This is a genomic window from Streptomyces sp. NPDC050485, from assembly GCF_044458185.1.
GTDB lineage: Bacteria > Actinomycetota > Actinomycetes > Streptomycetales > Streptomycetaceae > Streptomyces.
In genome coordinates this window covers 24,225-45,738 of sequence record NZ_JBITHR010000004.1, presented here as the reverse complement: position 1 = coordinate 45,738, position 21,514 = coordinate 24,225, and the positions used below count along the sequence as shown (strand labels likewise).

Annotated in this window: 21 protein-coding genes; 9 read left to right on the top strand and 12 right to left on the bottom strand. The window is 72.0% G+C overall.

What is annotated here, in order from left to right:
* Nucleotides 1-62: 62 nt before the first annotated feature.
* Nucleotides 63-1,550, bottom strand: a complete 1,488-nt coding sequence (locus ACIBK6_RS09475; RefSeq protein WP_399050268.1) for an aldehyde dehydrogenase family protein — start codon at nucleotides 1,548-1,550, stop codon at nucleotides 63-65.
* Nucleotides 1,551-1,831: 281 nt separating this feature from the next.
* Here ACIBK6_RS09475 and ACIBK6_RS09470 point away from each other — a divergent pair, with 281 nt between their 5' ends.
* Nucleotides 1,832-2,428: a Type-2Aa cytolytic delta-endotoxin gene (locus ACIBK6_RS09470; protein WP_399050266.1), complete on the top strand. Its 597-nt coding sequence runs from the start codon at nucleotides 1,832-1,834 to the stop codon at nucleotides 2,426-2,428.
* A gap of 9 nt (nucleotides 2,429-2,437) precedes the next feature.
* On the opposite strand, the gene ACIBK6_RS09465 is transcribed toward ACIBK6_RS09470, so the two are convergent.
* The 3 genes from ACIBK6_RS09465 to ACIBK6_RS09455 form a co-directional block, all read right to left on the bottom strand.
* Nucleotides 2,438-4,138, bottom strand: coding sequence for a ricin-type beta-trefoil lectin domain protein (locus tag ACIBK6_RS09465; RefSeq protein WP_399050265.1), 1,701 nt, complete (start codon nucleotides 4,136-4,138; stop codon nucleotides 2,438-2,440).
* Nucleotides 4,139-4,429: 291 nt separating this feature from the next.
* A complete protein-coding gene (locus ACIBK6_RS09460) occupies nucleotides 4,430-5,080 on the bottom strand; it encodes a response regulator (protein WP_399050263.1) in 651 nt (216 codons plus the stop codon).
* 5 nt (nucleotides 5,081-5,085) lie between these two features.
* Nucleotides 5,086-6,291, bottom strand: coding sequence for a sensor histidine kinase (locus ACIBK6_RS09455; RefSeq protein ID WP_399050262.1), 1,206 nt, complete (start codon nucleotides 6,289-6,291; stop codon nucleotides 5,086-5,088).
* A gap of 167 nt (nucleotides 6,292-6,458) precedes the next feature.
* Here ACIBK6_RS09455 and ACIBK6_RS09450 point away from each other — a divergent pair, with 167 nt between their 5' ends.
* The 3 genes from ACIBK6_RS09450 to lepB all read left to right on the top strand — a co-directional run bounded on the left by ACIBK6_RS09450 (nucleotide 6,459) and on the right by lepB (nucleotide 9,329).
* On the top strand, nucleotides 6,459-6,974 hold the full coding sequence (locus tag ACIBK6_RS09450; RefSeq protein WP_399050261.1) for a YceI family protein: 516 nt from the start codon (nucleotides 6,459-6,461) through the stop codon (nucleotides 6,972-6,974).
* A gap of 185 nt (nucleotides 6,975-7,159) precedes the next feature.
* Nucleotides 7,160-8,266 carry an alpha/beta hydrolase gene (locus tag ACIBK6_RS09445; RefSeq protein WP_399050259.1) on the top strand — a complete coding sequence of 369 codons (1,107 nt, stop codon included), beginning with the start codon at nucleotides 7,160-7,162 and terminating at the stop codon, nucleotides 8,264-8,266.
* A 220-nt stretch (nucleotides 8,267-8,486) separates the two neighbouring features.
* Complete coding sequence (gene lepB / locus ACIBK6_RS09440) at nucleotides 8,487-9,329, top strand: signal peptidase I (RefSeq protein WP_399050257.1); 843 nt, start codon at nucleotides 8,487-8,489, stop codon at nucleotides 9,327-9,329.
* Between the two features lie 12 nt (nucleotides 9,330-9,341).
* Here lepB and ACIBK6_RS09435 read toward each other — a convergent pair whose 3' ends face one another.
* From ACIBK6_RS09435 to ACIBK6_RS09420, 4 genes are all read right to left on the bottom strand, one after another.
* Entirely contained in the window at nucleotides 9,342-9,821 is a 480-nt protein-coding gene (locus tag ACIBK6_RS09435; protein ID WP_399050255.1) for a hypothetical protein, read from the bottom strand.
* Nucleotides 9,818-10,489, bottom strand: coding sequence for an RNA polymerase sigma factor (locus ACIBK6_RS09430; RefSeq protein WP_399050253.1), 672 nt, complete (start codon nucleotides 10,487-10,489; stop codon nucleotides 9,818-9,820). Before ACIBK6_RS09430 ends, ACIBK6_RS09435 begins: the two co-directional genes overlap by 4 nt.
* Nucleotides 10,490-10,632: 143 nt before the next feature.
* Nucleotides 10,633-11,091: an LPXTG cell wall anchor domain-containing protein gene (locus tag ACIBK6_RS09425; protein WP_399050251.1), complete on the bottom strand. Its 459-nt coding sequence runs from the start codon at nucleotides 11,089-11,091 to the stop codon at nucleotides 10,633-10,635.
* Between the two features lie 190 nt (nucleotides 11,092-11,281).
* Complete coding sequence (locus ACIBK6_RS09420; RefSeq protein ID WP_399050249.1) at nucleotides 11,282-12,514, bottom strand: carbohydrate-binding protein; 1,233 nt, start codon at nucleotides 12,512-12,514, stop codon at nucleotides 11,282-11,284.
* A 262-nt stretch (nucleotides 12,515-12,776) separates the two neighbouring features.
* Between ACIBK6_RS09420 and ACIBK6_RS09415 the strand changes: the two genes are divergently transcribed.
* The 3 genes from ACIBK6_RS09415 to ACIBK6_RS09405 all read left to right on the top strand — a co-directional run bounded on the left by ACIBK6_RS09415 (nucleotide 12,777) and on the right by ACIBK6_RS09405 (nucleotide 16,063).
* The gene (locus tag ACIBK6_RS09415) at nucleotides 12,777-13,943 is read left to right on the top strand and encodes a D-alanyl-D-alanine carboxypeptidase family protein (RefSeq protein WP_399050247.1); all 1,167 of its coding nucleotides are present in this window, start codon (nucleotides 12,777-12,779) and stop codon (nucleotides 13,941-13,943) included.
* A gap of 422 nt (nucleotides 13,944-14,365) precedes the next feature.
* The gene (locus ACIBK6_RS09410) at nucleotides 14,366-14,809 is read left to right on the top strand and encodes a subtilase-type protease inhibitor (protein WP_399050245.1); all 444 of its coding nucleotides are present in this window, start codon (nucleotides 14,366-14,368) and stop codon (nucleotides 14,807-14,809) included.
* Between the two features lie 162 nt (nucleotides 14,810-14,971).
* Complete coding sequence (locus ACIBK6_RS09405) at nucleotides 14,972-16,063, top strand: phosphatidylinositol-specific phospholipase C domain-containing protein (RefSeq protein WP_399050243.1); 1,092 nt, start codon at nucleotides 14,972-14,974, stop codon at nucleotides 16,061-16,063.
* Between the two features lie 64 nt (nucleotides 16,064-16,127).
* Here ACIBK6_RS09405 and ACIBK6_RS09400 read toward each other — a convergent pair whose 3' ends face one another.
* A complete protein-coding gene (locus ACIBK6_RS09400; protein WP_399050241.1) occupies nucleotides 16,128-16,934 on the bottom strand; it encodes a neocarzinostatin apoprotein domain-containing protein in 807 nt (268 codons plus the stop codon).
* Nucleotides 16,935-16,978: 44 nt separating this feature from the next.
* Nucleotides 16,979-17,785 (bottom strand): hypothetical protein, encoded by an 807-nt coding sequence (locus tag ACIBK6_RS09395; RefSeq protein WP_399050239.1) that lies wholly within the window; start codon nucleotides 17,783-17,785, stop codon nucleotides 16,979-16,981.
* Nucleotides 17,786-18,176: 391 nt separating this feature from the next.
* Here ACIBK6_RS09395 and ACIBK6_RS09390 point away from each other — a divergent pair, with 391 nt between their 5' ends.
* Together ACIBK6_RS09390 and ACIBK6_RS09385 are read left to right on the top strand one after the other, a co-directional pair.
* Nucleotides 18,177-18,566, top strand: a complete 390-nt coding sequence (locus ACIBK6_RS09390) for a tyrosinase cofactor (RefSeq protein WP_399050237.1) — start codon at nucleotides 18,177-18,179, stop codon at nucleotides 18,564-18,566.
* Between the two features lie 73 nt (nucleotides 18,567-18,639).
* On the top strand, nucleotides 18,640-19,467 hold the full coding sequence (locus tag ACIBK6_RS09385; RefSeq protein ID WP_399050235.1) for a tyrosinase family protein: 828 nt from the start codon (nucleotides 18,640-18,642) through the stop codon (nucleotides 19,465-19,467).
* 17 nt (nucleotides 19,468-19,484) lie between these two features.
* Here the strand turns inward: ACIBK6_RS09385 and ACIBK6_RS09380 are convergent, their stop codons facing one another.
* Together ACIBK6_RS09380 and ACIBK6_RS09375 are read right to left on the bottom strand one after the other, a co-directional pair.
* The gene (locus tag ACIBK6_RS09380; protein ID WP_399050233.1) at nucleotides 19,485-20,672 is read right to left on the bottom strand and encodes a hypothetical protein; all 1,188 of its coding nucleotides are present in this window, start codon (nucleotides 20,670-20,672) and stop codon (nucleotides 19,485-19,487) included.
* Between the two features lie 15 nt (nucleotides 20,673-20,687).
* Nucleotides 20,688-21,512: a methyltransferase domain-containing protein gene (locus tag ACIBK6_RS09375; RefSeq protein WP_399050231.1), complete on the bottom strand. Its 825-nt coding sequence runs from the start codon at nucleotides 21,510-21,512 to the stop codon at nucleotides 20,688-20,690.
* Nucleotides 21,513-21,514: the final 2 nt, after the last annotated feature.

Here is a 21,514-nt window from a genome sequence, read left to right as displayed (position 1 = left end):
GGAGGAGGCATGGGGCGGTGGCCGGCCAGTCCGGGGGGGGAGGACCGGCCGGGCTCAGCGGGTCAGCCCTCGAACCACCGCTGGGGTTCGGGGGCGGTGTTGCGCCAGATGTGCTTCGTCTCCTGGTACTCGGCCAGGCCCGCGGGCCCGAGCTCACGCCCCGTGCCGGACTGCTTGTAGCCGCCCCACTCGGCCTGCGGGACGTACGGGTGGAAGTCGTTGATCCATACGGTGCCGAGCCGCAGCCGGGCCGCGACGCGCCGCGCCCTGGCCTCGTCGGTGGTCCACACCGCGCCGGCCAGGCCGTAGACCGTGTCGTTGGCCAGGCGCACCGCCTGGTCCTCGTCGGTGAAGCGCTCGACGGTGAGGACCGGCCCGAAGGACTCGTCCCGCACCACGCTCATGTCGGCCCGGCATTCGTCGAGGACGGTCGGCGGGTAGTAGTGGCCGAACGCGAGCGCCGGGTCCTCGGGGCGCTCGCCGCCGCAGCGCAGCACGGCGCCCTCCGCGATTCCGGCGGCGACGTACGCCTCGACCTTGTCGCGGTGGGCGGCGGAGATCAGCGGTCCGGTCTCGGCCCGCTCGTCGAAGGGCCCGCCGAGCCTGATCCGGCGGGCGCGGCGCACCAGTTCGTCCACGAACCGGTCGTGCAGCGCGTCCTCGACCAGGAGCCGGGTGCCGGCCGAGCAGACCTGCCCGGAGTGCAGGAACACGGCGGTGAGCGCCATGTCCACGGCGGTGTCGAAGCTCGCCTCGTCCTTGCCCGCGTCGGCGAAGACGATGTTCGGGTTCTTGCCGCCGAGTTCGAGCGCGGTCTTCTTCACGGTGGGCGCGGCGGCGGCCATGATGCGGCGGCCGGTCACGAGACCGCCGGTGAAGGAGACGAGGTCGACGTCCGGGTGCTCGGCGAGCGGCGCGCCCGCCTCGGGGCCCGCGCCGAGCACGAGGTTGGCGACGCCCGCCGGCAGCCCCGCCTCCTGGAGGAGCTTCATGAGGTGGACGGCGGTGTGCGGGGTGAGCTCGCTGGGCTTCAGTACGAAGGTGTTGCCCGCGCCGATCGCCGGGGCGACCTTCCAGGCGGTCTGGAGCAGCGGGTAGTTCCACGGCGTGATCAGCCCGCAGACGCCCACCGGCTCCTGCACGACGCGGCTGTCGACCACCGGGTTCCCGGTGTCCACGACGCGGCCGGCGCCCTGCGCGGTGACGAGCGTGCCGAAGTAGCGGAAGCAGTTGGCGATGTCGTCCATGTCGTAGCGGGACTCGACGAGCCGCTTGCCGGTGTCGAGGGACTCGGCGCGGGCGAGCTGCTCCTTGTCGCGTACGAGCAGCTCGGCGACGCGCAGCAGGAGTGCGCCGCGCTCGGCCGGCGCGGTCCTCGGCCAGGGGCCGTGGTCGAAGGCCGCGCGGGCGGCGGCGATGGCGGCGGCGGTGTCCTTGGGACCCGCCTCGTCAACGGTGGCGACCAGGGTGCCGTCGGCGGGACACCGGATCTCACGGGTCCGCCCGTCGACGGCGGCGTGCCATTGGCCGTCGATGAAAAGCTCGGGCATGGTTCGGATCCTCCGATGCGGTGTGGGACAAGGCCATCTCGGCCCCTGCCCCGGCATGCGGGGAACATGCCGAAAAAATCACCCGAAGTGACGGGCCTCACTTTCCGTGGTCCACGCAGGTCAGAGAGGTACGACCGGTCACAGTCGGTGACGCCCGGCACGAAGGCGGCCAGGGCCGGACGCCCTCCGTACGGAATGTGAGACCGCGCTGCCGTCCCGGGGCGCCTTGTGCATACTGGCGCGTCTGCATGTGATCACCTCCAATCTCCGCGGGAGCAGCCATGGTTGACCGGGCCACCAGCACAAGGGCCGCCTTCAGGACGGTCGTAGAAGTCGGCCCGGACGCGCGGGACCGGGCGCGGGCCGCCGAGGCGGTGCTCCAGGAGGCGATCGCGCCGGCGGCCGCGGACTTCGACTTCGCGGCCGTACGCTCGGCCGCCCGCGGCCTGCCGGACAGCACGGTCGTCAAGATCATCCCCGGTTTCGGCCTCCAGGAGACCGCGCCCGTCCAGGTTCTGGTCCTCACGCTGAAGCAGGCCGTGCGCCAGGCGCTGGTCGAGCCGTTCGGGAATCCGGCCTTCTGGGAGAAGACCGACGCCGCGCTGGCCCGGGTCTTCCTCGGCCTCGGCGAGCAGGAGGGCGCCGCACACCTCGCCTTCCACGACGCCGCCAACGGCACCCGATACACCTGCAACCTCCTCTTCGCGCTCCAGGACGAGGAGACGGTCGGGCACCTCTACGTCGTCGCCTTCCGGGTCGAGGTGAACGTGGGCGCGGACAAGGAGAAGCTCCTGTCGCTGGGCGCCGAGGACACCGCGGCGTTCACGATCCGCCTCGATGCGATCAGCGTGCGACAGGAGCTCGCCCCTACGGACTGATTCCGTCCGTCACACGGGCAGCGCCCAGGTCTGGTTGGACTGATGACTGCCGCAGGTCCAGGTGTCGAGCCTGGTGCCGCTCGCCGTGCCGCCGCCGTACACATCGAGGCAGAGCCCGGAATCGGCGTTGACCAGCGTGCCGTCCTGGTCGGTGAACCACCGCTGGGCGTCGGCGCCGGTGCACGCCGAGAGGGTGGCGGCGCTGCCCGCGTCGCTCCCGCTCGCGGTCAGGCACTTGCCGAGCGCCCGTACGGTGTCGCCGGCGCCCAGGGTCCAGCGCTGGTTGGCGTTGCCGGTGCAGGGAAAGAGGATCACCGGTGTGCCGTCCGCGGTGCCGCTGTGGGACACGTCCATGCAGTTGGCGCCGTTGCCGGTGACCTGTCCGGTGGGTACGGCGGGTGCGCAGCCGCCGCCCGGGGTGAGCCGCCAGATCGCGGTGCCGTGCGCGGGCACGGTCGCGGTCAGCGCGGACGAGGTGGTCGAACTCGCCCCGCTCCACAGGTCCTTGGCCCGCACCGTGCAGCCGGGCAGGCCGATCGAGGCGAGGGAGGTGGAGACGCTCCGCGCCGACGAGGAGCGGTTGAGCACGGCGACGGCCCGGTCCCCGCCCGCCAGCGGGCGGGCCAGGACATCGGTGGTGCCGTCGGTGGCGACCACACCGGCCTGCCGTCCGAGGCTGTCCTGGTCGATCGCGACGAGGCCGGAGTTGCCCAGTGCCAAGAGCCCGGCCGGGCTGAGGGCGGCCACGTCGGAGGAGAGGATCATCGGAGCGGCCATCATCGACCAGAGCGCCACCTGGCTGCGCGATTCCTCGGCGGTCAGGCCCGGGTCGCCGGCGAGCAGGAAGTCGGGGTCGTTCCAGTTGCCGGGCCCGCCGTAGCGGCTGAGCCAGCGGTTGTAGCCGTAGTTGGACAGCACGCTCGCCCAGCGGCTCGCGCCGGGTTTCTGGGCGTCGTACGTGGCGATGTCCCAGCCCTCGCGCCAGAGCTGCCCGTACTGCCCCACCCAGGAGAGCGCCGAGAACCAGTCCGGGGTGCCCCATTCGCCGTTCTGGAAGTAGGCGGGGGCCGATTCGGAGTAGACGATGTCCCGCCCGGTGTCCCGCAGGGCCGTGGCCGCGGCCGCGTAGGCCTGGCGGTACGCCTGCTCCTGGGTCTCGCCGGGCGCGACGTACACGTTGCAGCCGTCCAGCTTGAGGTAGTCCACGCCCCAGGACGCGAAGGTGGCGGCGTCCTGCGCGAAGTGGTCGGCGCCGCCGCCCTGGGGGCGGCCGCTGCCGGGATAGCCCTCGCAGGTGGCGTAGCCCGAGTCCTCGTAGATGCCGAACTTCAGGCCCCGCGCGTGCAGGTACGAGCCGAGCCAGGCCATGCCGTGCGGGAAGCGGACCGGGTCCGCGACGAGCGTGCCCGCGCTGTCCCGGCTCTTGCTCATCCAGCAGTCGTCCACGGTCAGCGTCCGGTAGCCCTTGGCGGCGAGGCCGGTGGAGACCAGGGCGTCGGCGTTGTGCACGACGGTCTGTTCGCTGATGTCGCACATGTAGTGCGCCCAGTTGTTCCAGCCCATCGGCGGGGTGGTGGCCAGGGGCGCGCTCCGGGCGGGGGCCGCGGGCGTGCCGGAGGCGGCGAGGGCCCCGGTCGCGGTCAGCGGGAGCGCCAGGAGCGCGGCGAGCAGGGCGGCGATCCTCCGGCGGCGGGTGGGAAGTGACGGCACGACAGATTCCTTCCTGGCCCGGCCGGTTGTGGCCCGGGCGGGGTGCGTTCGAGGGCAGGGAAGGTGCCGATCCCTCCGGTACGAGCCTGCCGGAGGGCATCAGCCAGTGCAGTACTGATGCTTGTTCTTGTCAATGGCTCCCATCAACCGAGCAGAATCAAGCATCCGTCGCCGTCGCCGCCCAGCCCGGCATTGCCACGGCGTGTCCGGCCACGCGCCACCCGCCGGGGACGGCATCGCCCCGCCACTCCATCGGCGCGAGCCCCAACTCCCTTGACCTGAAAGGGACTTCTACGGCGCGACCACGCCGGCGTCGTGGGCGAGCAGTCCGGCCTGGGTACGGTTGGCGCATTCCAGCTTGTCGAGCATCCGCGACACATAGCCCTTGACGGTGGCCTCGGACAGATACAGCCGGGCCGCGATCTGCGCGTTGGAGAGCCCCTCCCCCAGACCGGCAAGCACCTCGACCTCCCGCTCGGTGAGCCGGCCGACGAGGTCCCGCGCACGGTCGCGGGCGGACAGGCTGTCGGTCGAGGCGGCGATCAGCCGGCGGGCCGCGGCGGGCGAAAGGACGGTGTGGCCCTCGGCGGCGACCCGGACCAGGCCGATGAGGTCCTCCGGCGGTGTGGACTTCACCAGGAACCCCGTGGCCCCGGCCCGCAGGGCGCGCAGGACGTACTGGTCGGCGTCGAAGGTCGTGAGCACCACGACGGGCGGCGCGTCGGAGCGCTCGCCCAACCGCTCGATAGCGGCGATCCCGTCCATGCCCGGCATGCGCAGGTCCATCAGCACGACGTCGGGCCGGTGGCGCAGCACCGCCCGCACGCCCGCGGCCCCGTCGTGCGCCTCGGCGACGACCTCGATGTCGCCGGCGGTACCGAGGATCGTGCGCAGGAACCCGCACACCATCGGCTCGTCGTCCACCACCACTACTCGGACCACAGGCCTCACACCACCGGTTCCGCTGTCGGTACATAGGCGGGCAGCACGGCCTCGACGCGGAACCCGCCGTCCGGGTCCCCCGCGGCGCGCAGGGTGCCGTGCACGAGCTCGATGCGCCGGCGCAGACCCTCGATGCCCAGGCCCGAACCGGTCCGCGCCAGCTCGCTGTTGGGCCCCGCGGTGGGGCGCGTGTTGCTCACGACGACGCGTACCCGCGCCTCGTCGTACTCGATCCGTACGGTGACCCGCGCACCGGGCGCGTGCTTGCGGACGTTCGTCAGCGCCTCCCGGACGATGCGGTACGCGGTGCGGCCGACCAGGGGCGAGGCGAGCGAGGGGTCGCCGCGCTCGACCAGCTCGGCGGGAACGCCCACCGCCGTCGACTCGGCGACCAGCGCGGCGAACCCCGCGACCGAGGGCGTCCGGTCCCCTTCCGGTGCCGTACGCAGAATGCCGATCAGGTCCCTGAGCTCCTCCAGCGCCTGGCAGCCGGCCGCCCGCAGTTCCTCCGCCGCCCGCCGGGTCGCCGCGTCGGGCGCGGTGACGCGCAGCGCGCCGGCCTGGAGCACCATCAGGCTCACCCGGTGTGTCACCACGTCGTGCATCTCGCCGGCCAGCCGGGTGCGTTCCTCGGCGCGGGCGCGTTCGGCGAGCAGGTGCCGCTCCCGTTCGGCCCGTTCGGCCCGTTCGGTCAGCGCGCACACCAGCCGCCGGCGCGCGTCGAAGTACAGGGCGAGCAGCGGCCCGACCGCCGTGCGCAGCAGGCCGATGCTGATGACGGTGACCGACGGCTGCCAGGCCCGGGCGACGACGAGGGTGAAGACGCCGAGCACGAGGTACGCCGCCCGGCGGTTCCAGGCGTTCTTTCCGTAGCAGACCGGGCCGTACGCCGCGAGCGCGGTCGAGAAGGGTGCCCATACGTTGCCGGGGTGCGCGGGCGTCAGTGCGTGCGCGGGTGAGATGAGCAGTGTTACGGCGAGCGTGAACGCGCCGAGGACCGCGACCACGGTCAGGGGCGCGCGGCGGCGGGCCGCCAGCGAGAGGCAGGCGAGCGCCTGCACACCCAGCATCGCCCAGGCGAGGCCGCCGGGCCGCTCGGGCCACCAGGTCGCGCCGAGCAGCGTCATGCCGCTGTCCAGCAGGGCGAAGCAGACGGCGATCGCCGTATCCACGGCGATCGGGTGCCGACGGTGCCACGGTCCGTCACTCATGCCGCTCACGGTAGGTCATCCCCCGCTCGCCCGGACCTGGCAGCGGACTTTCGGCCGGGGCGGAACCTACGAAAGTCGCATGCCGCCACGCGCGGCCCTCCCTTCGTCGCCTCCGGTCCCGACCGCCCGCCCTTTCGCGCGCGGTTCCGGCGGCGTGGAATCGGCCTATGGAAACGAACCAGGACAGGACAACGGCGGCCCCCGGACTCGGCCGCTACGAGATCGACCCGGCCGGCTCGACCGTGACGTTCACGACCCGGCATGTGTTCGGGCTCCTCCCGGTTCACGGGAGCTTCGCGATCCGGAGCGGGACCGTCGACATCGTCGAGCCGCTCACCGCGTCGAGCGTGCGCGCCGAGGTCGACCCGGCGAGCTTCCGCACCGGCAGCCGCCAGCGGGACACCGCCGTACGCTCGGCCCGCTTCCTGGACACCGCCCGCCACCCCGTCATGACGTACACCGCCGACCGCCTGGACGGCACGGCCCTCACCGGCACGCTCACGGTGTGCGGGGTCACCCAGCCGGTGACCCTCGCGATCGAGAACTCTGCCTCGTCCGCGGGGGCGTTCACCGCCCGCGCCACGACCCGTATCGACCGGACCCGGTTCGGGGTGACGGCATCGCGCGGGATGGCCGGGCGGTACCTTGATGTGCGGGTGGAGGTACGGTGCGTGCGCCCCTGAGGGCGGCGAACACGCTCCCCGGATCCGGCCATGACCGGCACGCTCCGCGGTCGCCGCTGACGGATCGGTCACTTTTCCAAGATTTGTAAGATTAATCCGGAACCCTTTGGTCCTTGCTGACCATCACGACTGATGGAACGAACAGGCATGCCCTTGGGCCACAGAACGGATCCGGAGCGAACGCAATGACCAACCCCCGACACGGGGCCTATCAGTCTCGGGGCCACCGCCGGGCCAGCCGCGCCAAGCGCTGGATACTCGGCGTGGTCGCCGTCGTCGTGCTCGGCCTGATCGCGTGGCCCGCCCTCAACTACTTCGGCGTCCTGTCGGACAAGGGTGACGCGATCAGCTTCGGGCAGAGCGGCGGCGGCGACGGCGGCAAGGGCGGCGGCGCAGGGCAGCCGGCCGACTCCAAGGTGCTCATGCCGACCGGCCCGGAGGCCAAGTTCACCGTCGCCGGCACGGTTCCCGAGAACGACACCAAGATCGCCGTGACGACCCTCGAGGGCAAGAAGTCCGGCTTCACGGGCAAGGTCTGGGTCTGGGTCCCGCCGGAGTACAAGGACCCGAAGTACGCCAAGAGCGGCTTCCCCGTCATGATCGCGCTGCCCGGCGGCGCCGGATACCCGACCAACTACTGGATGGGCACGGACCTCAAGCTGGAGGCGAGCATCTCCCAGTGGTCCACGGAGGGCAAGAGCCTTCCGTTCATCCTGGCGATGCCGGTCCTCAACCCCCATCCGGACAAGGGCGGTCTGTACTGGGACGCCAGTGACATCCCGGGCCAGCCGAAGATGGGCACCTGGCTGACCGAGGACGTCCCCGACCTGATAAAGGCCAACTTCCGTACGGTCAAGTCCCGTGACGGCTGGGCCTTCATGGGCTCCTCCACGGGCGGCTTCGCGGGCCTGAAGAGCGTGCTGCAGAAGCCCGACCAGTTCAAGGCCGTCATCGCCTCCGGTCCCGACATCGTCCCCGACTCCCGACTGTGGGCCGGGCACGACAAGGAGAAGGCGGAGAACAACCCCAAGCTGCTCGCCCAGAAGCTGATCGACGCGAAGAGCCCGGACGTCTATCTGGCCTTCCAGGTCGGCACCGCGGGCTCCGACGCGCAGGCCAAGCCGAAGATCGAGGACTTCGTGGCGAAGTACACGAAGGGCCCGGTCAAGACGAAGCTCAGCGTCATCCAGGGCGGCGACCACAACGCCAAGACGTATGTGCCGAACATGGCCACCGGCGGGCTCATCCAGTGGATCAGTCAGCACATGCAGGGCCCCGTGCCCGCCTCCTGACCCGGCCGCGGCAAAACCGCCGAGCCCCTGTCCCCCGCACCCCCGTGGTGCGGGGCGGCGGGGGCTTATGCGTGCTACCGCGTCCTTCGGATGCAGGAAAGCGACCGGACACCCCTCGGAGCCGACGGTGAACGGACCCGCCCGGAACTACCGTTCGTTCACAACCTGGTGGATCCGCGCCATTCGGCGCGCGGACCGCGGTGCGAACAAAGGAGCGGGCGTGGGGAATTCAACGGTCGGCGCGGGCGGAAGCCCTCAGACCGACGGTGACGAGCCGGACGGCCAGCACGGCCGGCGGCCCGGAAAGCAGCGCTCCTTCTGGAAGGAACTGCCGATCCTCATCGGTGTCGCGCTGGTACTCGCGCTGCTCATCAAGACGTTCCTGGTGCAGGCGTTCTCCATCCCCTCCGACTCCATGCAGAACACCCTCCAGCCCGGCGACCGGGTGCTGGTCGACAAGCTGACGCCGTGGTTCGGCTCGGAGCCCGGCCGCGGCGAGGTCATCGTCTTCCACGATCCCGACAACTGGCTGCGGGGAGAGTCGAGTTCGAACCCGAACGTCATCCAGCGGGCCCTCTCGTTCGTCGGGCTGATGCCGGCGGCGAACGAACACGACCTGATCAAGCGGGTCGTCGGGGTCGGGGGCGACACCGTGGAGTGCCGGGGCACCGGCCCGCTGACGGTCAACGGCAAGGCGCTCACCGAGCCATACGTCTTCCCCGGGAACACGGCGTGCAGCGCCGACGAGGCGGGCGGCCAGTTCAAGGTGACCGTGCCCAAGGGAAAGCTCTGGGTGATGGGCGACCACCGGCAGAACTCGGCCGACTCCCGCTACCACTCGCATGACAAGAACCAGGGTTTCGTCCCCGTCGGCGAGGCCGTGGGCCGCGCCTTCGTGATCGCCTGGCCGGTCACCCGCTGGGCGACGCTGCCCGTCCCCGGCACCTTCGACCAGCCCGGCATCAACAGGGCGGCCGCCGTCGCACCGGGCGCGCTGGGGCTGGCGGGCGCGGTGCCCCTGGTGCTGTGGCAGCGGAGCCGCAGCCGCGAACGCGGGGCCTGATCCCCGCTGCCCTCAGCGGACCGGCGGCGCCGACGGCGGGGCGGACCGCTGGGGTCCGGCGGCGCGGGACGGCAGTCGATTCACCGGGCCCGCCGGGGGCTGCGGGGGTGGCGGCGACACCTCGCTGGACGCCTTCGAAGGCTCGGCGGACGGCGCGGGCCGCGGGCCGGGCGACGTGGACGGGGCCGGCGTCGGCGGTGGCTCGACCGGGCCCGGCGGTCCTGCGGGCAGCGGGCGCTGCTCGTCGTGGCCGGGGGCCAGCGTGAAGTAGCCGACGGCCACGGCCGCGGCGGTGGCGAGACCGGCCAGCGGCAGACCGAGCCGGCGCAGCCGCAGCCGGGCCAGCGGGGTGCGGCGCAGCCGGGGTCCCGGCGGGTCGGCGGGCCGCAGACCGGCGAGGGTGATCTGCTCCGCGCGGGCGGCGAGCGCGCGGCGCAGCCGCGTCTCGACCGGGCGCTCGGGCGCCTCGGACCCGCTCCAGTGGCCGCTCATGCCCGTCCTTCCAGGATTTTCTCCAGCGAGTCCAGGGCCCGGCTCGCGATGGATTTCACCGATCCCCGGCTGATGCCGAGGGTCTGCGCTATCTCCGCCTCGGTGAGGTCGCTCCAGTACCGCAGCACCAGCACCTCGCGGCGGCGTACGGTCAACTGCCCCAGCGCGGCGAGCACTTCGCGGTGCTCCTCGTCCAGGACGACCCGTTCCTCCGCGGAGGGCGCGTCGGGCTCGTGCGGCGGGGTGTAGCCGCGGGCCGTGCGCCGGCGGCGCAGCACGGAGCGCGAGGCGTTGACGACGGCGGTGCGCAGATAGGCGAGGGCGTTGTCGATCTCGTCGATCCGGTCGCCGTGGCGCCGGTACAGCGCGGTGAACGCGTCCTGCACGACGTCCTCGGCACTCGCCCGGTCGTCCACCAGCATGACGGCGAGATGCACCATCTTGAGGCGGTGCGCGTGGTAGAGCTCGCTGACGGTCGGCCGCGAAGTACCCGGGCCGTACGGATCACCGAACGGGCCGCGGTAGGTGCCGCCCGGCCCCGCCGGGTACGGATCCGCGTACGTGTCGCCGGACGCCGGGCGGTCCCGGCGCAGCAGTCTGCGCCACCAGGGCGGAAGCAGTCCGCGCGGGGTGAGGCGGGCCGGGCGCCGTACGGCGGTGTACTCCATCAGTTCCTCGGGTGCGCGGGTGAAGGGGTGTCCGACCCTGATCCACCGGACACCCCCTGGGCCCCGTCCTGGCCGGGGCGGGGCCGTGGGTGTCTCGGAGTCCGTGCCGCGGTCCGGTCCGGGCGGGGACCGGGCACAGGCTCTCAGTGCTGGTGGCGCCGCCGGACGGCGTAGAGGGTTCCGGCGCCCGCGAGGACCAGCGCGCCGGCTCCGAGGCCCATCGCCGTGTTGGCCGTGGACGAACCAGTATGGGCCAGCTCTTTCTGGTCCGAGACGGCGGGGGCGGAGGGCGCCGTGGGGGGTTCGCGGTCCGTGCTGGGCGACTGGCTCGCCGCGGGCTGCTTCTCCTGGGTGCCAGTGGAAGGGGCGCTCGGCGCGGCGCTCGGCCGCGTCTGCCCCGGCCGCTTGACCGACGAGGAGGGCGTGGCGCTCGGCTCGGCGGGGGCGGCTGCCGCGCGCACGGGCTTGGCGCTCGGCCCGTCGGCGTACGCCGTACCGGCCAGGGCTGGCCCGGCGAGGGCGATGAGCAGGCCGGTCGCGGCCGCGGCGCGGGTGAGGCGGCGGTGTGCGGGGTGGTCAGGGCTGTGCTGGGGGACGGTCACGTTGTGGTTCTCCACGGTCGGCAAGGCGGCGCGGTGTTCGCGCCTTCACCCCTGACGACGTGCGGCGGGAAGCGGGGTTGCCGCCGGTCCGGAAAAACTTTCGGCACTCCGGAGAACGAGATCGGCACTCCGCAGGACGGGAAAGGCTCCGGCCGCGCGGTGCAGCGCGCGGGCCGGAGCCGGGGAGAGATCAGCAGGCGCCTTCATCCTGCCAGACTCCCCACTGCCCCGTGGTCCCGGGCTCCTCGTTCTGGGTCCACCACTTGGCCTTCCACTTGTGGCCGTTGTGGGAGACCTCGTTGCCCTGCGTGTACACCGCGCCCGCGCTCCAGGCCGCCACGGTGCAGGCGCCGCCGCCCGGCGAGGAGGGCGGTGCGGAGGACGGCGGGGCCGACGAGGGCGGAGTGGCGCCCGCGAACTTCACCGAGTACTTGGCGAAGTCCCAGGCCGCCTGCGGAACGCTGCTGCACGTTCCCGACGTCGTGCCGTTGTTGTCGGGCGGGGTGCACTGCCGGTCCCGGTTGAGGGACCAGAAGGTGAAGCGGGCCATGCCGTGGCTCGTCGCGTAGTCGAGCACCGTCTGGAAGTCGGACTGCGAGAAGTACTCACCCGAGTCGCTGCGGCCGTTCATCCCGGAGAAGCCCTCGTGGGCGTAGGCGGTCGCCGCGTCCCAGCCGAACGTCGACTGGAGTACGGAGTTGAAGTTGGTCAGCGCGCTCGTCTGGGCGGCGGCGCCGCTGAACCCGCCGTCGAACGGCATGATCGAGAAGTTGTCGGGCACAAAGCCCTGCGTCTTGGCCTCGTTGAGCATCTGCTTCCCGAACCAGCCGGTGCCGTCGGCCGTGCCGGCGGTGGTCACCGAGACGTACAGGCCCGGGTTGTTCTGCTGGAGGATCTTGGCGGCGCCGATCTCGTGGGAGATGGCGGTGGCGTTCTCGTACTCCGGCTCTTCGAGGTCGAAGTCGACGGCCTTGAGCTGGTACTTGGTGATGACCTGCTGGTACGCGGCGGCCGTGGCGGCCGCGTCGGAGCAGTTCTGGCCGAGCTTGGTGCCGCCGTAGCCGCCGACGGACACCGAGACGTCTCCGCCCTTGGCGCGGACGGCGTTGATGACGGCGGCGACCGCGGTGTCGGACGAGACGGGTGCGGTGCCGCCCCAAGTCGGGCTGCAGCCGCCCCCGTTGGGGGCGAGGACGAAGGCCAGCTGGAAGGCCTTGAGTCCGGTGGCGTCCATGATGGCGGTGGCGTCGGGTGGGTTGTTGTCCAGCGGCATCAGATAGGGCGCCGCGGCGTACCAGCGCCCGCCGAGCCCGGCCGCGGCGGCGGTCGCGCCCGATGCCTGGCCGGCGACGAAGGCGGTGAGCCCGGCCGCGGCCAGTGCGGCGCTGGCGACGCCGCAGAGGAGAGCACGAAGAGGCTTCATGTCGAGGTCTCCTGGGGGTGGGAGGGGATCCCAGAATTGGGCGATGGCCGGAACACGTCAACGACTTGGACTAGACCATTGCTATTCCTTGAACGAACAGAACAGGCCTGAACGAGCCGAACCGGCCGCAAGCGGCGCAGGGTACGCCCGCCTTCCTCAGGTCGATTCCCCCGCCGCAGGCCCACCGCCGCGGGCCCGCCCCTGTAAGCCGGACGGCACATGCCGACCTGCGGGATGTCCGTTCTGTTCCTACGGTGGCTGAATGGTCATCAGATCCGGATTCCGTTCGATGGCAGCACTCACCGCCGGTGCCGCCATCGGGCTGTGCTGCCTCGCCCCGACGCCCGACAGCTCCGCCTCCGTCTCCGCGTCCCCGCCGAGTCCGGCGGCGGGCGAGCAGGTCCGGCTGCGGCCGGGCGCACCCGCCCTTCCGAGCGAGCTGTCCGCCCTCTCGTTCGTGGTCGCGGACGCCCGCACGGGCAAGGTGCTCGCCGCCCGGGACGCGCACCGCCGGCTGCCCCCGGCCAGCACCCTCAAGACCCTGTTCGCGGTCACCGCGCTCCCCCATCTGCGCGCCGAGGACCGGCACACGGTCTCCGAGCAGGACCTGGCCGGCATCGGCCCGGGCAGCAGCCTGGTGGGCGTCGAGGCCGGGCACACCTACCAGGTGTCCGATCTGTGGCGCGGAGTGTTCCTCAGCTCCGGCAATGACGCCGTGCACGTACTGGCCTCGCTCAACGGCGGCTGGGACGAGACGGCGGCACAGATGCAGGCCCAGGCCCGGCGGCTCGGCGCGCTGGACACCGAGGTCGTGTCGCCCGACGGCTACGACACTCCGGGCCAGGTCTCCTCGGCGTTCGACCTCGCGGTGTTCGCCAGGGCGGGCCTCGCCCTGCCGGACTTCGCCACCTACTGCTCGACCGCGTCCGCGCAGTTCCCCGGCCGGGAGGGCTCGTACGGCATCGTGAACACCAACCGGCTCCTGTCGGGGACCGACGGGATCGCGCCGTACCCGGGGATCGTCGGGGTCAAGAACGGCTACACCAGCCATGCGGGCAACACCCTGATCGCCGCCGCGCACCGGGGCGAGCACACCCTCCTTGTCACCGTCATGAACCCCCAGGCCGGCGGCGGATTCGCGGTGTACGAGGAAGCGCGGTCGCTGCTCGACTGGGGCTTCGGGGCCTGGGACCACGTGGACGCGGTGGGGTCACTGGAATCTCAGCAACCGGCCAAGGCGTCCCCGCGGGCCACGCCCGTGCAGGCCGCGCACGTGCCGGCGGTCAAGTCCGGCGGCTCGGCGGACGGCGACGACTCCGCGTGGCCGGTGGCGGGTTCCGTGGCGGGCGGCCTCACCGCGGCCGGGATGCTCCTCCTCGTAGTACGGCGCCGGGCGGGCAGGGGTGGTGGCAGGGGCCCGACGGGGTGAGCCGCACCGGAATCCGGTCGCGGGGCGGCTGACGCGATGCCCGGGTGACGACGGCGCCCGGCGCGCCCGGCGGGCGCGGTGCGCGGAGGGGCCGCACGGAGGGGCCGCCAGGGCCGGACCCGCTCGCTCCGTATACAAGCGAACCGCGTGACCGCCATCTGACCACCCCTCAAACCAGCCTAAGATTCACAGAATCAGGCTTCAGTCTGCCTTGAAATCGACCATTAAGCCCCCAACACGCCTTTCTTTTGGCCGACCTTGGGGAGCTCGGCGACCTGCACTCCTATGCGATGCCCTGCACTGATGCGGCTTCATTGAGTTACTTCGCGTGACCGAATGTGTCCGGCGTGGTCCGCGGAGCACTCTCCGCAGGGAGAGACTCCTGTTCGTTCTTCGGAAACCCAACCCCAGGAGTGTTCGAAATGCGGAAGATCGCAGCAGCCACCGCCGTCGCCGTCGCACTGTTGGCCAACGGGCTCGTCGGTGCGGGACTCGGCGTCGCGACCGCTGCCCCCGCCGCCGCCACGAAGCCCATGAGCCTGTACTCGCCGTCCGCCCTCGTGCTCACGGTCGAGCCCGGCACCGGCGACGACGAGGGGTCCGTCCAGCGCGCGGTGACCCTCAGTTGCGCCCCGACCCCCTCGGGCACCCACCCCGCAGCCGCCGCGGCCTGCGCCGAACTCAAGCGCGTACAGGGCGACTTCACCGCCCTCGCCCCGATCGGCCGGCCGATGTGTACCCAGTTGTGGCAGCCGGTCACCGTCCGGGCGGACGGCGTGTGGAACGGCAAGCGGGTCAGCCACGTGCAGACCTTCCCCAACACATGCATCAAGTCGGCGGCCATGGGAGGCGTGTTCGAGTTCTAGGCGCCCGCGACACGTTCCGGCATACCCGGCGGTCCCCACCTCGCGGCCGGACCGGCCGCGGGGGGTGACAGGAGGAATCCAACTCGCGTTACTTGACATGTCTCCGTCGCTTCATTCGACGGTGCCATCGTCCTGACGGAGTGTTACCCCCTAGGAGGACCCGTGTCGGAACCCCGGCCCAGACGATTCCCGCCCCGGCCGCGTACGGCCCTGCTCGGCGCGCTCGCCGCCTGCCTCGCCCTCGCCATGACGGGCGCCGGCGGCAGCGCGTCCGCGACCGGGCCCGAGACCCTGCCGCTGTCCGGGGCCACCGTCTCCGGCCTGCACAACACCTACGACCCGGCCGCCTTCCGCTACCTCGCCCAGGCGCTCGACACCGGCACGTCGATGATCGAGCTCGATGTGTGGGACGACTTCATCACCAAGGAGTGGAAGGTCAGCCACTCCAACCCGCTGGGCAACAGCAACAACTGCGTCAACGCCAACACCCCCGCCCAGCTCTACACCGGCGGCGCCAACAAGGACCTGGAGAGCTGCCTGGACGATGTACGGGTCTGGCTCACCGCCCACCCCGGGCACCCGCCGCTCGTCATCAAGCTGGAGATGAAGGCGGGCTTCCAGGCCACCTACGGCCTCGGCCCCGCCAAGCTGGACCAGACGATCAGCGCCCATCTCGGCTCGGCCGTCTTCCGCCCGGCGGATCTGCTCGCCAAGCCGGGCGGCGGCCAGTACGCCACGCTGGACGAGGCCGCCACCGCGGGCAACTGGCCGACCCGTCAGCAGCTCGCGGGCAAGGTCATGCTCGAAGTCATCCCGGGCACGGTCGAGGAGCACAACCCCACCGACACCCTGTGGACGGACGTCGAGTACGCGCGGTACCTGCGCGACCTGGCGGCGGCGGGCCGCACGGCGCAGGCCCAGGTCTTCCCCGCGGTCCACAACGCCCAGGCGGGCGACCCCCGTTCACGTTATTCCGACCCGTCGATCCGCCCGTGGTTCGTCGTCTTCGACGGCGACGCGGCGACCTATGTGAACGGCACCATCGACACCGCCTGGTACGACACCCGCCACTACTTCCTCATCATGACCGACGCCCAGAACGTGCCGCCGGCCCTCGACGACAAGAACCCGTCCGCGTCCGACGCCCAGGCCCGTATCGCCCGCCTCGCCACCGCCCACGCCAGCATCGCCTCGAACGACTGGACCGCCCTTCCCCAGGTCCAGTCCCTGGCACTGCCGCGCGGCGGGAGCTGACCGAGCAGACCCGGGCGCGGGCGCCGCACCTGCGGAGCCCGCGCCCGGGTCTCGGTGACGAGGCCTAAGGCACCGGCGCGAAGGAGACCGGGTGGTGGACGGTGGCCGGGCCGCGTACTCGGGAGCCGAAGGCGATCAGTTCGCAGGCGTCCTTCGTACGGCAGTCCACCGTGCGGCCGTCGATGGTGGTGAAGGCGGCCGAGACGGTGAGGTCCTGGTTGATCCGGCCCTGGTCGGTCGTCGCGGGCGGCCGGCTTCCGGGGCGGCAGCCGAAGGTGTCGGCCGATCCGGCCAGGCACTCCAGGATGGAGATGTGGTACTGCGGTTCGTAGCCCCCGCCGGACAGGTGCACGCTCCGCCCGTCGGTCAGCCCGGTGTCGGGGGTGGCCCGCAAGGTGGGTGCGGGCTCCGGGCGGCCGTGCGGGCGGAACGTCAGCGGCACCGTGGTCAGGACCGCGCCCGCGTTGTCGGTGAGCGCCAGTCGGCACTCGTAGCCGCTCCCGGGCGCCCGGCAGTCGAAGTCGCCCGCGCCGGTGTGCAGTTGGGCGTACAGCTTCTTCGGCGACACCTGGTAGGTGCCGTCGGGGTACACCCGGAACTGCCGTCCGGTGCCCCCGTCGCAGGCCGTTCCGGCCGCCGTCCGGACGCACTGCTCGACCCACACGTACGCCTTCGGCGGCCCGCCCGCGATGCCGAACTTGACGATGTCGCCGTCGAGCAGCCCCGTCGTGCGGTTCACGCTCAGCACGGGACCGGCCGGGGCCGGATCCGCCGTGCCCGGCTGCGCCCCGGCCAGCGAGAGCGCGAGTGCGCCCGCCGTCGCGGCCACCCCCGTGACCGCCCTGCGCACTCCGCCCGGCCGTCTCTTCATCCCCTTCATCGTGCTCTCCCCTCCCCTTGTCCCCGCCCGTCCGACTACTCGCACACTGTGCCGCACAGTTGCCACGGGCCCCATGGGCCGCCGGGTGAATCCTGGGTGATCTGCCAGTAGCGGGTCTCCCGGTTCCACTCATGGACCGTCAGATGTACGCGTCCGTCCGGGAGTTGGGAGATGGTGGAGGGCTGGCTGAGCCCGATGCCGGTCTCGGGGACCTGGCCCATCGACGTGACCGGGCCCCAGCCCGCACCCGCGTCGTACTGGCTGCGGACCTCCATCGAGGAGCCGGTCTTCATGCTGGCCGCGAAGGCGTCGATGGTGCCGTCCCGCTCCTGGAAGAGGACCACGCCGCCCATGTAGGGGCCGGGCGCCAGGCCGAAGTTGTCGGGCTCGCTCCAGCCCGGCCCGTCCGCGTTCCGTACGGAGTGGCAGAACTGGCCGTACGTCGAGAAGAGGATCTCCACCTGCCCGGCGGAGTTCTCGATCGCGGTGAGGTAGTAGCTCTTGGGGCCCACGGTCGCCGCGCTCACCCGGGTCCAGGGCCCGTACGCCTCGCCGGGCGCGGCCTGCTCGCGGTGCCACACGAAGGGCAGCCCGCCCATCGCGCTGGGGTCGTAGAACAGCTGGAGCTGGTCGACCCGGCCGTCGGAGCGGGGCACTTGGACGAGGCTGCCCGCCACCGGACCGCCGGCAAGTCCCTTGGCTCCCGTGTCCGTTGAGCACGCGGAAGCCGCGACGGCCGGGGTGGCGGCCTGCGCCGCGGCGGGCGCCAGTGCTCCGCCCGTACCCGCGAGAAGGAATGCGACGGCTCCGCGCACCCACGCCCTTGACGGTCTTCGCCTCATCGACATCCTGCTTCCCCCCACAGTGCGGGCGGCACCGGACGCCGCCCCCGACCGGGCGATCCTCACGTCAGAACGCCCCTTTGGCCAGAGGGGGGTTCAGGCCAGTGGCCGGACCACGGCGGGTGTTTCCGGTCAGATTCCGGAAGTGAGGGCAGCCACAGGTGATTCATCAAAGCAACAAGATTTTCACAAAATTGGCATATTCCAGCAAGAATCTTCACGTCTGGCGATCCGGCGGCCGCGCGCCAGCAAGATCCCCGTGGTTGAACACTGCACATCGAATCTGGACATGTCCGCATGGCGGCCAACCACCTGGGCGCCACTTCTGGCTCCCTGCCTTCGACATGTAGGGATGGATGGCCCAACTACCCATCCATCCAAGGGGATTGCCATGTCTCGACCCACTCGCCGCCAGGCCTTGGGTGCCACCGCGGGCACCATCGCCGGACTCGCCCTGGCGGGTTCGGCCTACGCCACCTCCAAGGACTCCGCCACTCCGTCGCGCGCGACGGAGTCCGGCCATGAGGGCCACGGCGCACCCGAGGCGTTCGACGAGGTCTTCCAGGGGCGCCGGATCCAGGGCGCGCCCGGCTCCGGTCACATGCACCACGGCGGCGGCTACGCGGTGCGGATAGACGGCCGGGAACTGCACGTGATGCAGAACGCCGACGGCACCTGGATCAGCGTCGTCAACCATTACCAGCCGTTGGCCACACCCCGCGCGATCGCCCGCGCCGCCGTGGTGGACCTCCAGGGCGCGGCCCTCGTCCCGCTCACCTGATCCGGCCGCGAGGCCCACACCCGCGCCCACGTCCACGCCCCGCACCCGCAGCGATTCCAACCAGGAGCACCTCATGGCCGTTCGCAAGAACCAGGCAGATCTGACCGCCGACGAGAAGCGCCGCTTCGTCGCCGCCCTGCTTCAGCTGAAGCGCGACGGGAGGTACGACGCCTTCGTCACCACGCACAACGCCTTCATCATGAGCGATTCCGACACGGGTGACCGGGTCGGCCACCGTTCGCCGTCCTTCCTGCCCTGGCACCGCAGATTCCTCATCGAGTTCGAGCAGGCGCTCCAGTCGGTCGACGCCTCGGTCACCCTGCCGTACTGGGACTGGACGGCCGACCGCACGGCCGGATCCTCGCTGTGGGCGGCCGACTTCCTCGGCGGCACCGGGCGCAGCCGGGACGGCCAGGTGATGGACGGCCCGTTCGCCCAGAGCGCGGGCGGCTGGACCGTCAACGTCCGGGTGGACGGCCGCACTTACCTGCGTCGGGCGCTGGGCGCGGCCGTCGCACAGCTGCCCACCCGGGCCGAGGTCGACGGCGTCCTCGCCATGCCGACGTACGACATGGCCCCGTGGAACAGCGCGTCCGACGGCTTCCGCAACCACCTGGAGGGCTGGCGCGGGGTCAATCTGCACAACCGGGTGCATGTGTGGGTCGGCGGCCAGATGGCGACCGGAGCCTCACCCAACGACCCGGTGTTCTGGCTGCACCACGCGTTCATAGACAAGCTCTGGGCCCAGTGGCAGGCCCAGCACCCCGGCTCGCCGTATCTGCCGGCGGCGGGGACCCGGGACGTCGTGGACCTGCACGACACGATGCGGCCGTGGAACAACGTGACCCCGGCGGACCTGCTCGACCACACCCGCTACTACACGTTCGACACGGCGGCCTGAGGCATGTCCGAGCTCCGCTAGGAGGCGGGGACGCCGGCGAGTATCGAGCGCAGGATCCGGTCCCGGCGGCGCAGGTCGGCGTCCCGCCAGTCGTGACCGCAGGAGGCGCACCGCCAGTTCGGCTCGTCCGGCCGGACCTCGCAGCCGCTGCTGCTCGCGGCCACCAGCCCCAGCTCCTGCGCGCGCAACGCCGCCGAGCCGGGAAGGCTCAGCCCGCCCACCAGCGGAACCGGCGCTCCGGCACACCGTGGGCAGGGCGGCGGTGCCGGGGGCGCGGGAGGGGCGGGGAGCTTGCGGTGAGGGAGCGTGAAGGCGTAGGCGCGTTCTGCGCCGCAGCCCCGGCAGGAGCCGACGAACCGGGCGACGATCCGGTCGTCGGCCTCGGCCAGGGTGTTGCGCCACAAGCTGCGGAACTCCCCGCAGGAGCACGCCCGGTGGGCGATGTCGGCAAGCGCGTCGATGGCGGAGAGGCGGCCGTCCTCGACCGGCGGTTGCCGGACGGCGTCGGCGCCGCCCGGGTCGGGAAACCTGAACTGCTTCCGCTTCCACGGCTCCGCCCGGGAGGTGATGGACCCCGACCCGCCGCAGTCGATGCAGCTGCCCGCCCCGCCCCGGCCCCCGGAGCACCAGCACCGATGCGCCCCGAAAGCTGAGCCGGTCCCGCTGCCGCGCCCGCTGCCTCGGCAGTCCATGCACACACCCCAGCCGTGGCATTCGGAGCACAGCACCCCGTCGGCGGTGCTGCGGGTGAAGTGCGGCTGCCGATGGCCTGGTTCGGTGAACACGACCGGCGTCCAGCCGGTGAACGTCAGGATCCCGGGCCCTTCGCCTTCGTAGACCCTGACCTCGAAATCCTCGGACCGAGCTGTCGCCCAGCTCTCCTGCGGGCTGCCCGAACCCGATCCGAGTGCCGTCCACCCGGCCGCCCTGAAGGCATCCAGGACTTCGTCGAAGTCGGGGTGCGCCGGGCGGTCGTCCCCGCCGACGGCGACCAGGAGCAGATGGCGATGACCGACGGGTTCGGGCTCGAAGAGCTGTACCGGATCGCTCCACTCGCGGACCACCACCGGGCCGCGGTCGGGATACAGAGCGGAGGCGATCTTCAGCAGTTGCCCCTTCAGCCACGTCGCACTCGCCGGGGCAGCGGGCTCGGCGGCCTGTTCCGGCCCCGGTCCCTGTTCCCGTTCGGTGGATTCACCGGCCATCGCGAGTGCCTTCCCTTACGCGCCGGGGGTTTCGACGGGGTGCGCCGGGCGGCGGCCCCAGGCGGAGATCATCGGCGAGGTCGCCAGGTCGAGGCGGCCCGAGGCGACGTTCGCGAGGTGGCGGTCGATCTCGTCGTCGCTCGCGAGGTTCCGGGCGACGAGCAAATCCCTGACCTGCCGCACGGTGGCCGCTTCGAGCACCGTAGCGGCGGGCGAGGTGACCGGGAAGTACGCATCGGCCGCCACCCCCTCCAGGCCCAACTCCCGTAGCAGACGCGGGAGTTTGCGGCCGTACGACAGGTCGGCGCCGCGCTCGGTGAGGAGCTGCCGGAAGCCGTGGCGGAGCCGGTTGGCGAGTTCCTGGTCGGGGCCGTACTCGTCGAGGCAGAGCAACGGCTGGAGTGCGGGGTCGGCGTCCTCGATCAGCAGGACGCCGCCGGGGCGCAGCGCCCCGGCCATCGTGCGCAGGGCCCGTGCCCGGTCGGTGACATGGACCAGAACGAGGCGCGCGTGGACGAAGTCGAAGGTCTCGGGCGGGGTGACGTCCCGACCGATGTCGTGGCGGCGGACCTCGACGTTCGGCGGGAGGGCTGCGCCGGTCAGCCATCCGGTGTCGAGGTCCGTCGCGAGCACCCGTCCTTCGGGGCCGACCCGTTCGGCCAGGCCGCGCGGCACCGAGAGCCCGCCCGCGCCCACCTCCCAGACGTGGTGCCCCGCTCCGAGACCCAGGGCGTCGAAGTGGCGGAACGTGGAGCCGTCGAAGAGCTGGGCGAGCGCGTCGAAACGCTCGCCCGCCTCGGTCTGCCGGTTGTCCAGGAGGTAGCCGCTGCCGTCGGTCATAC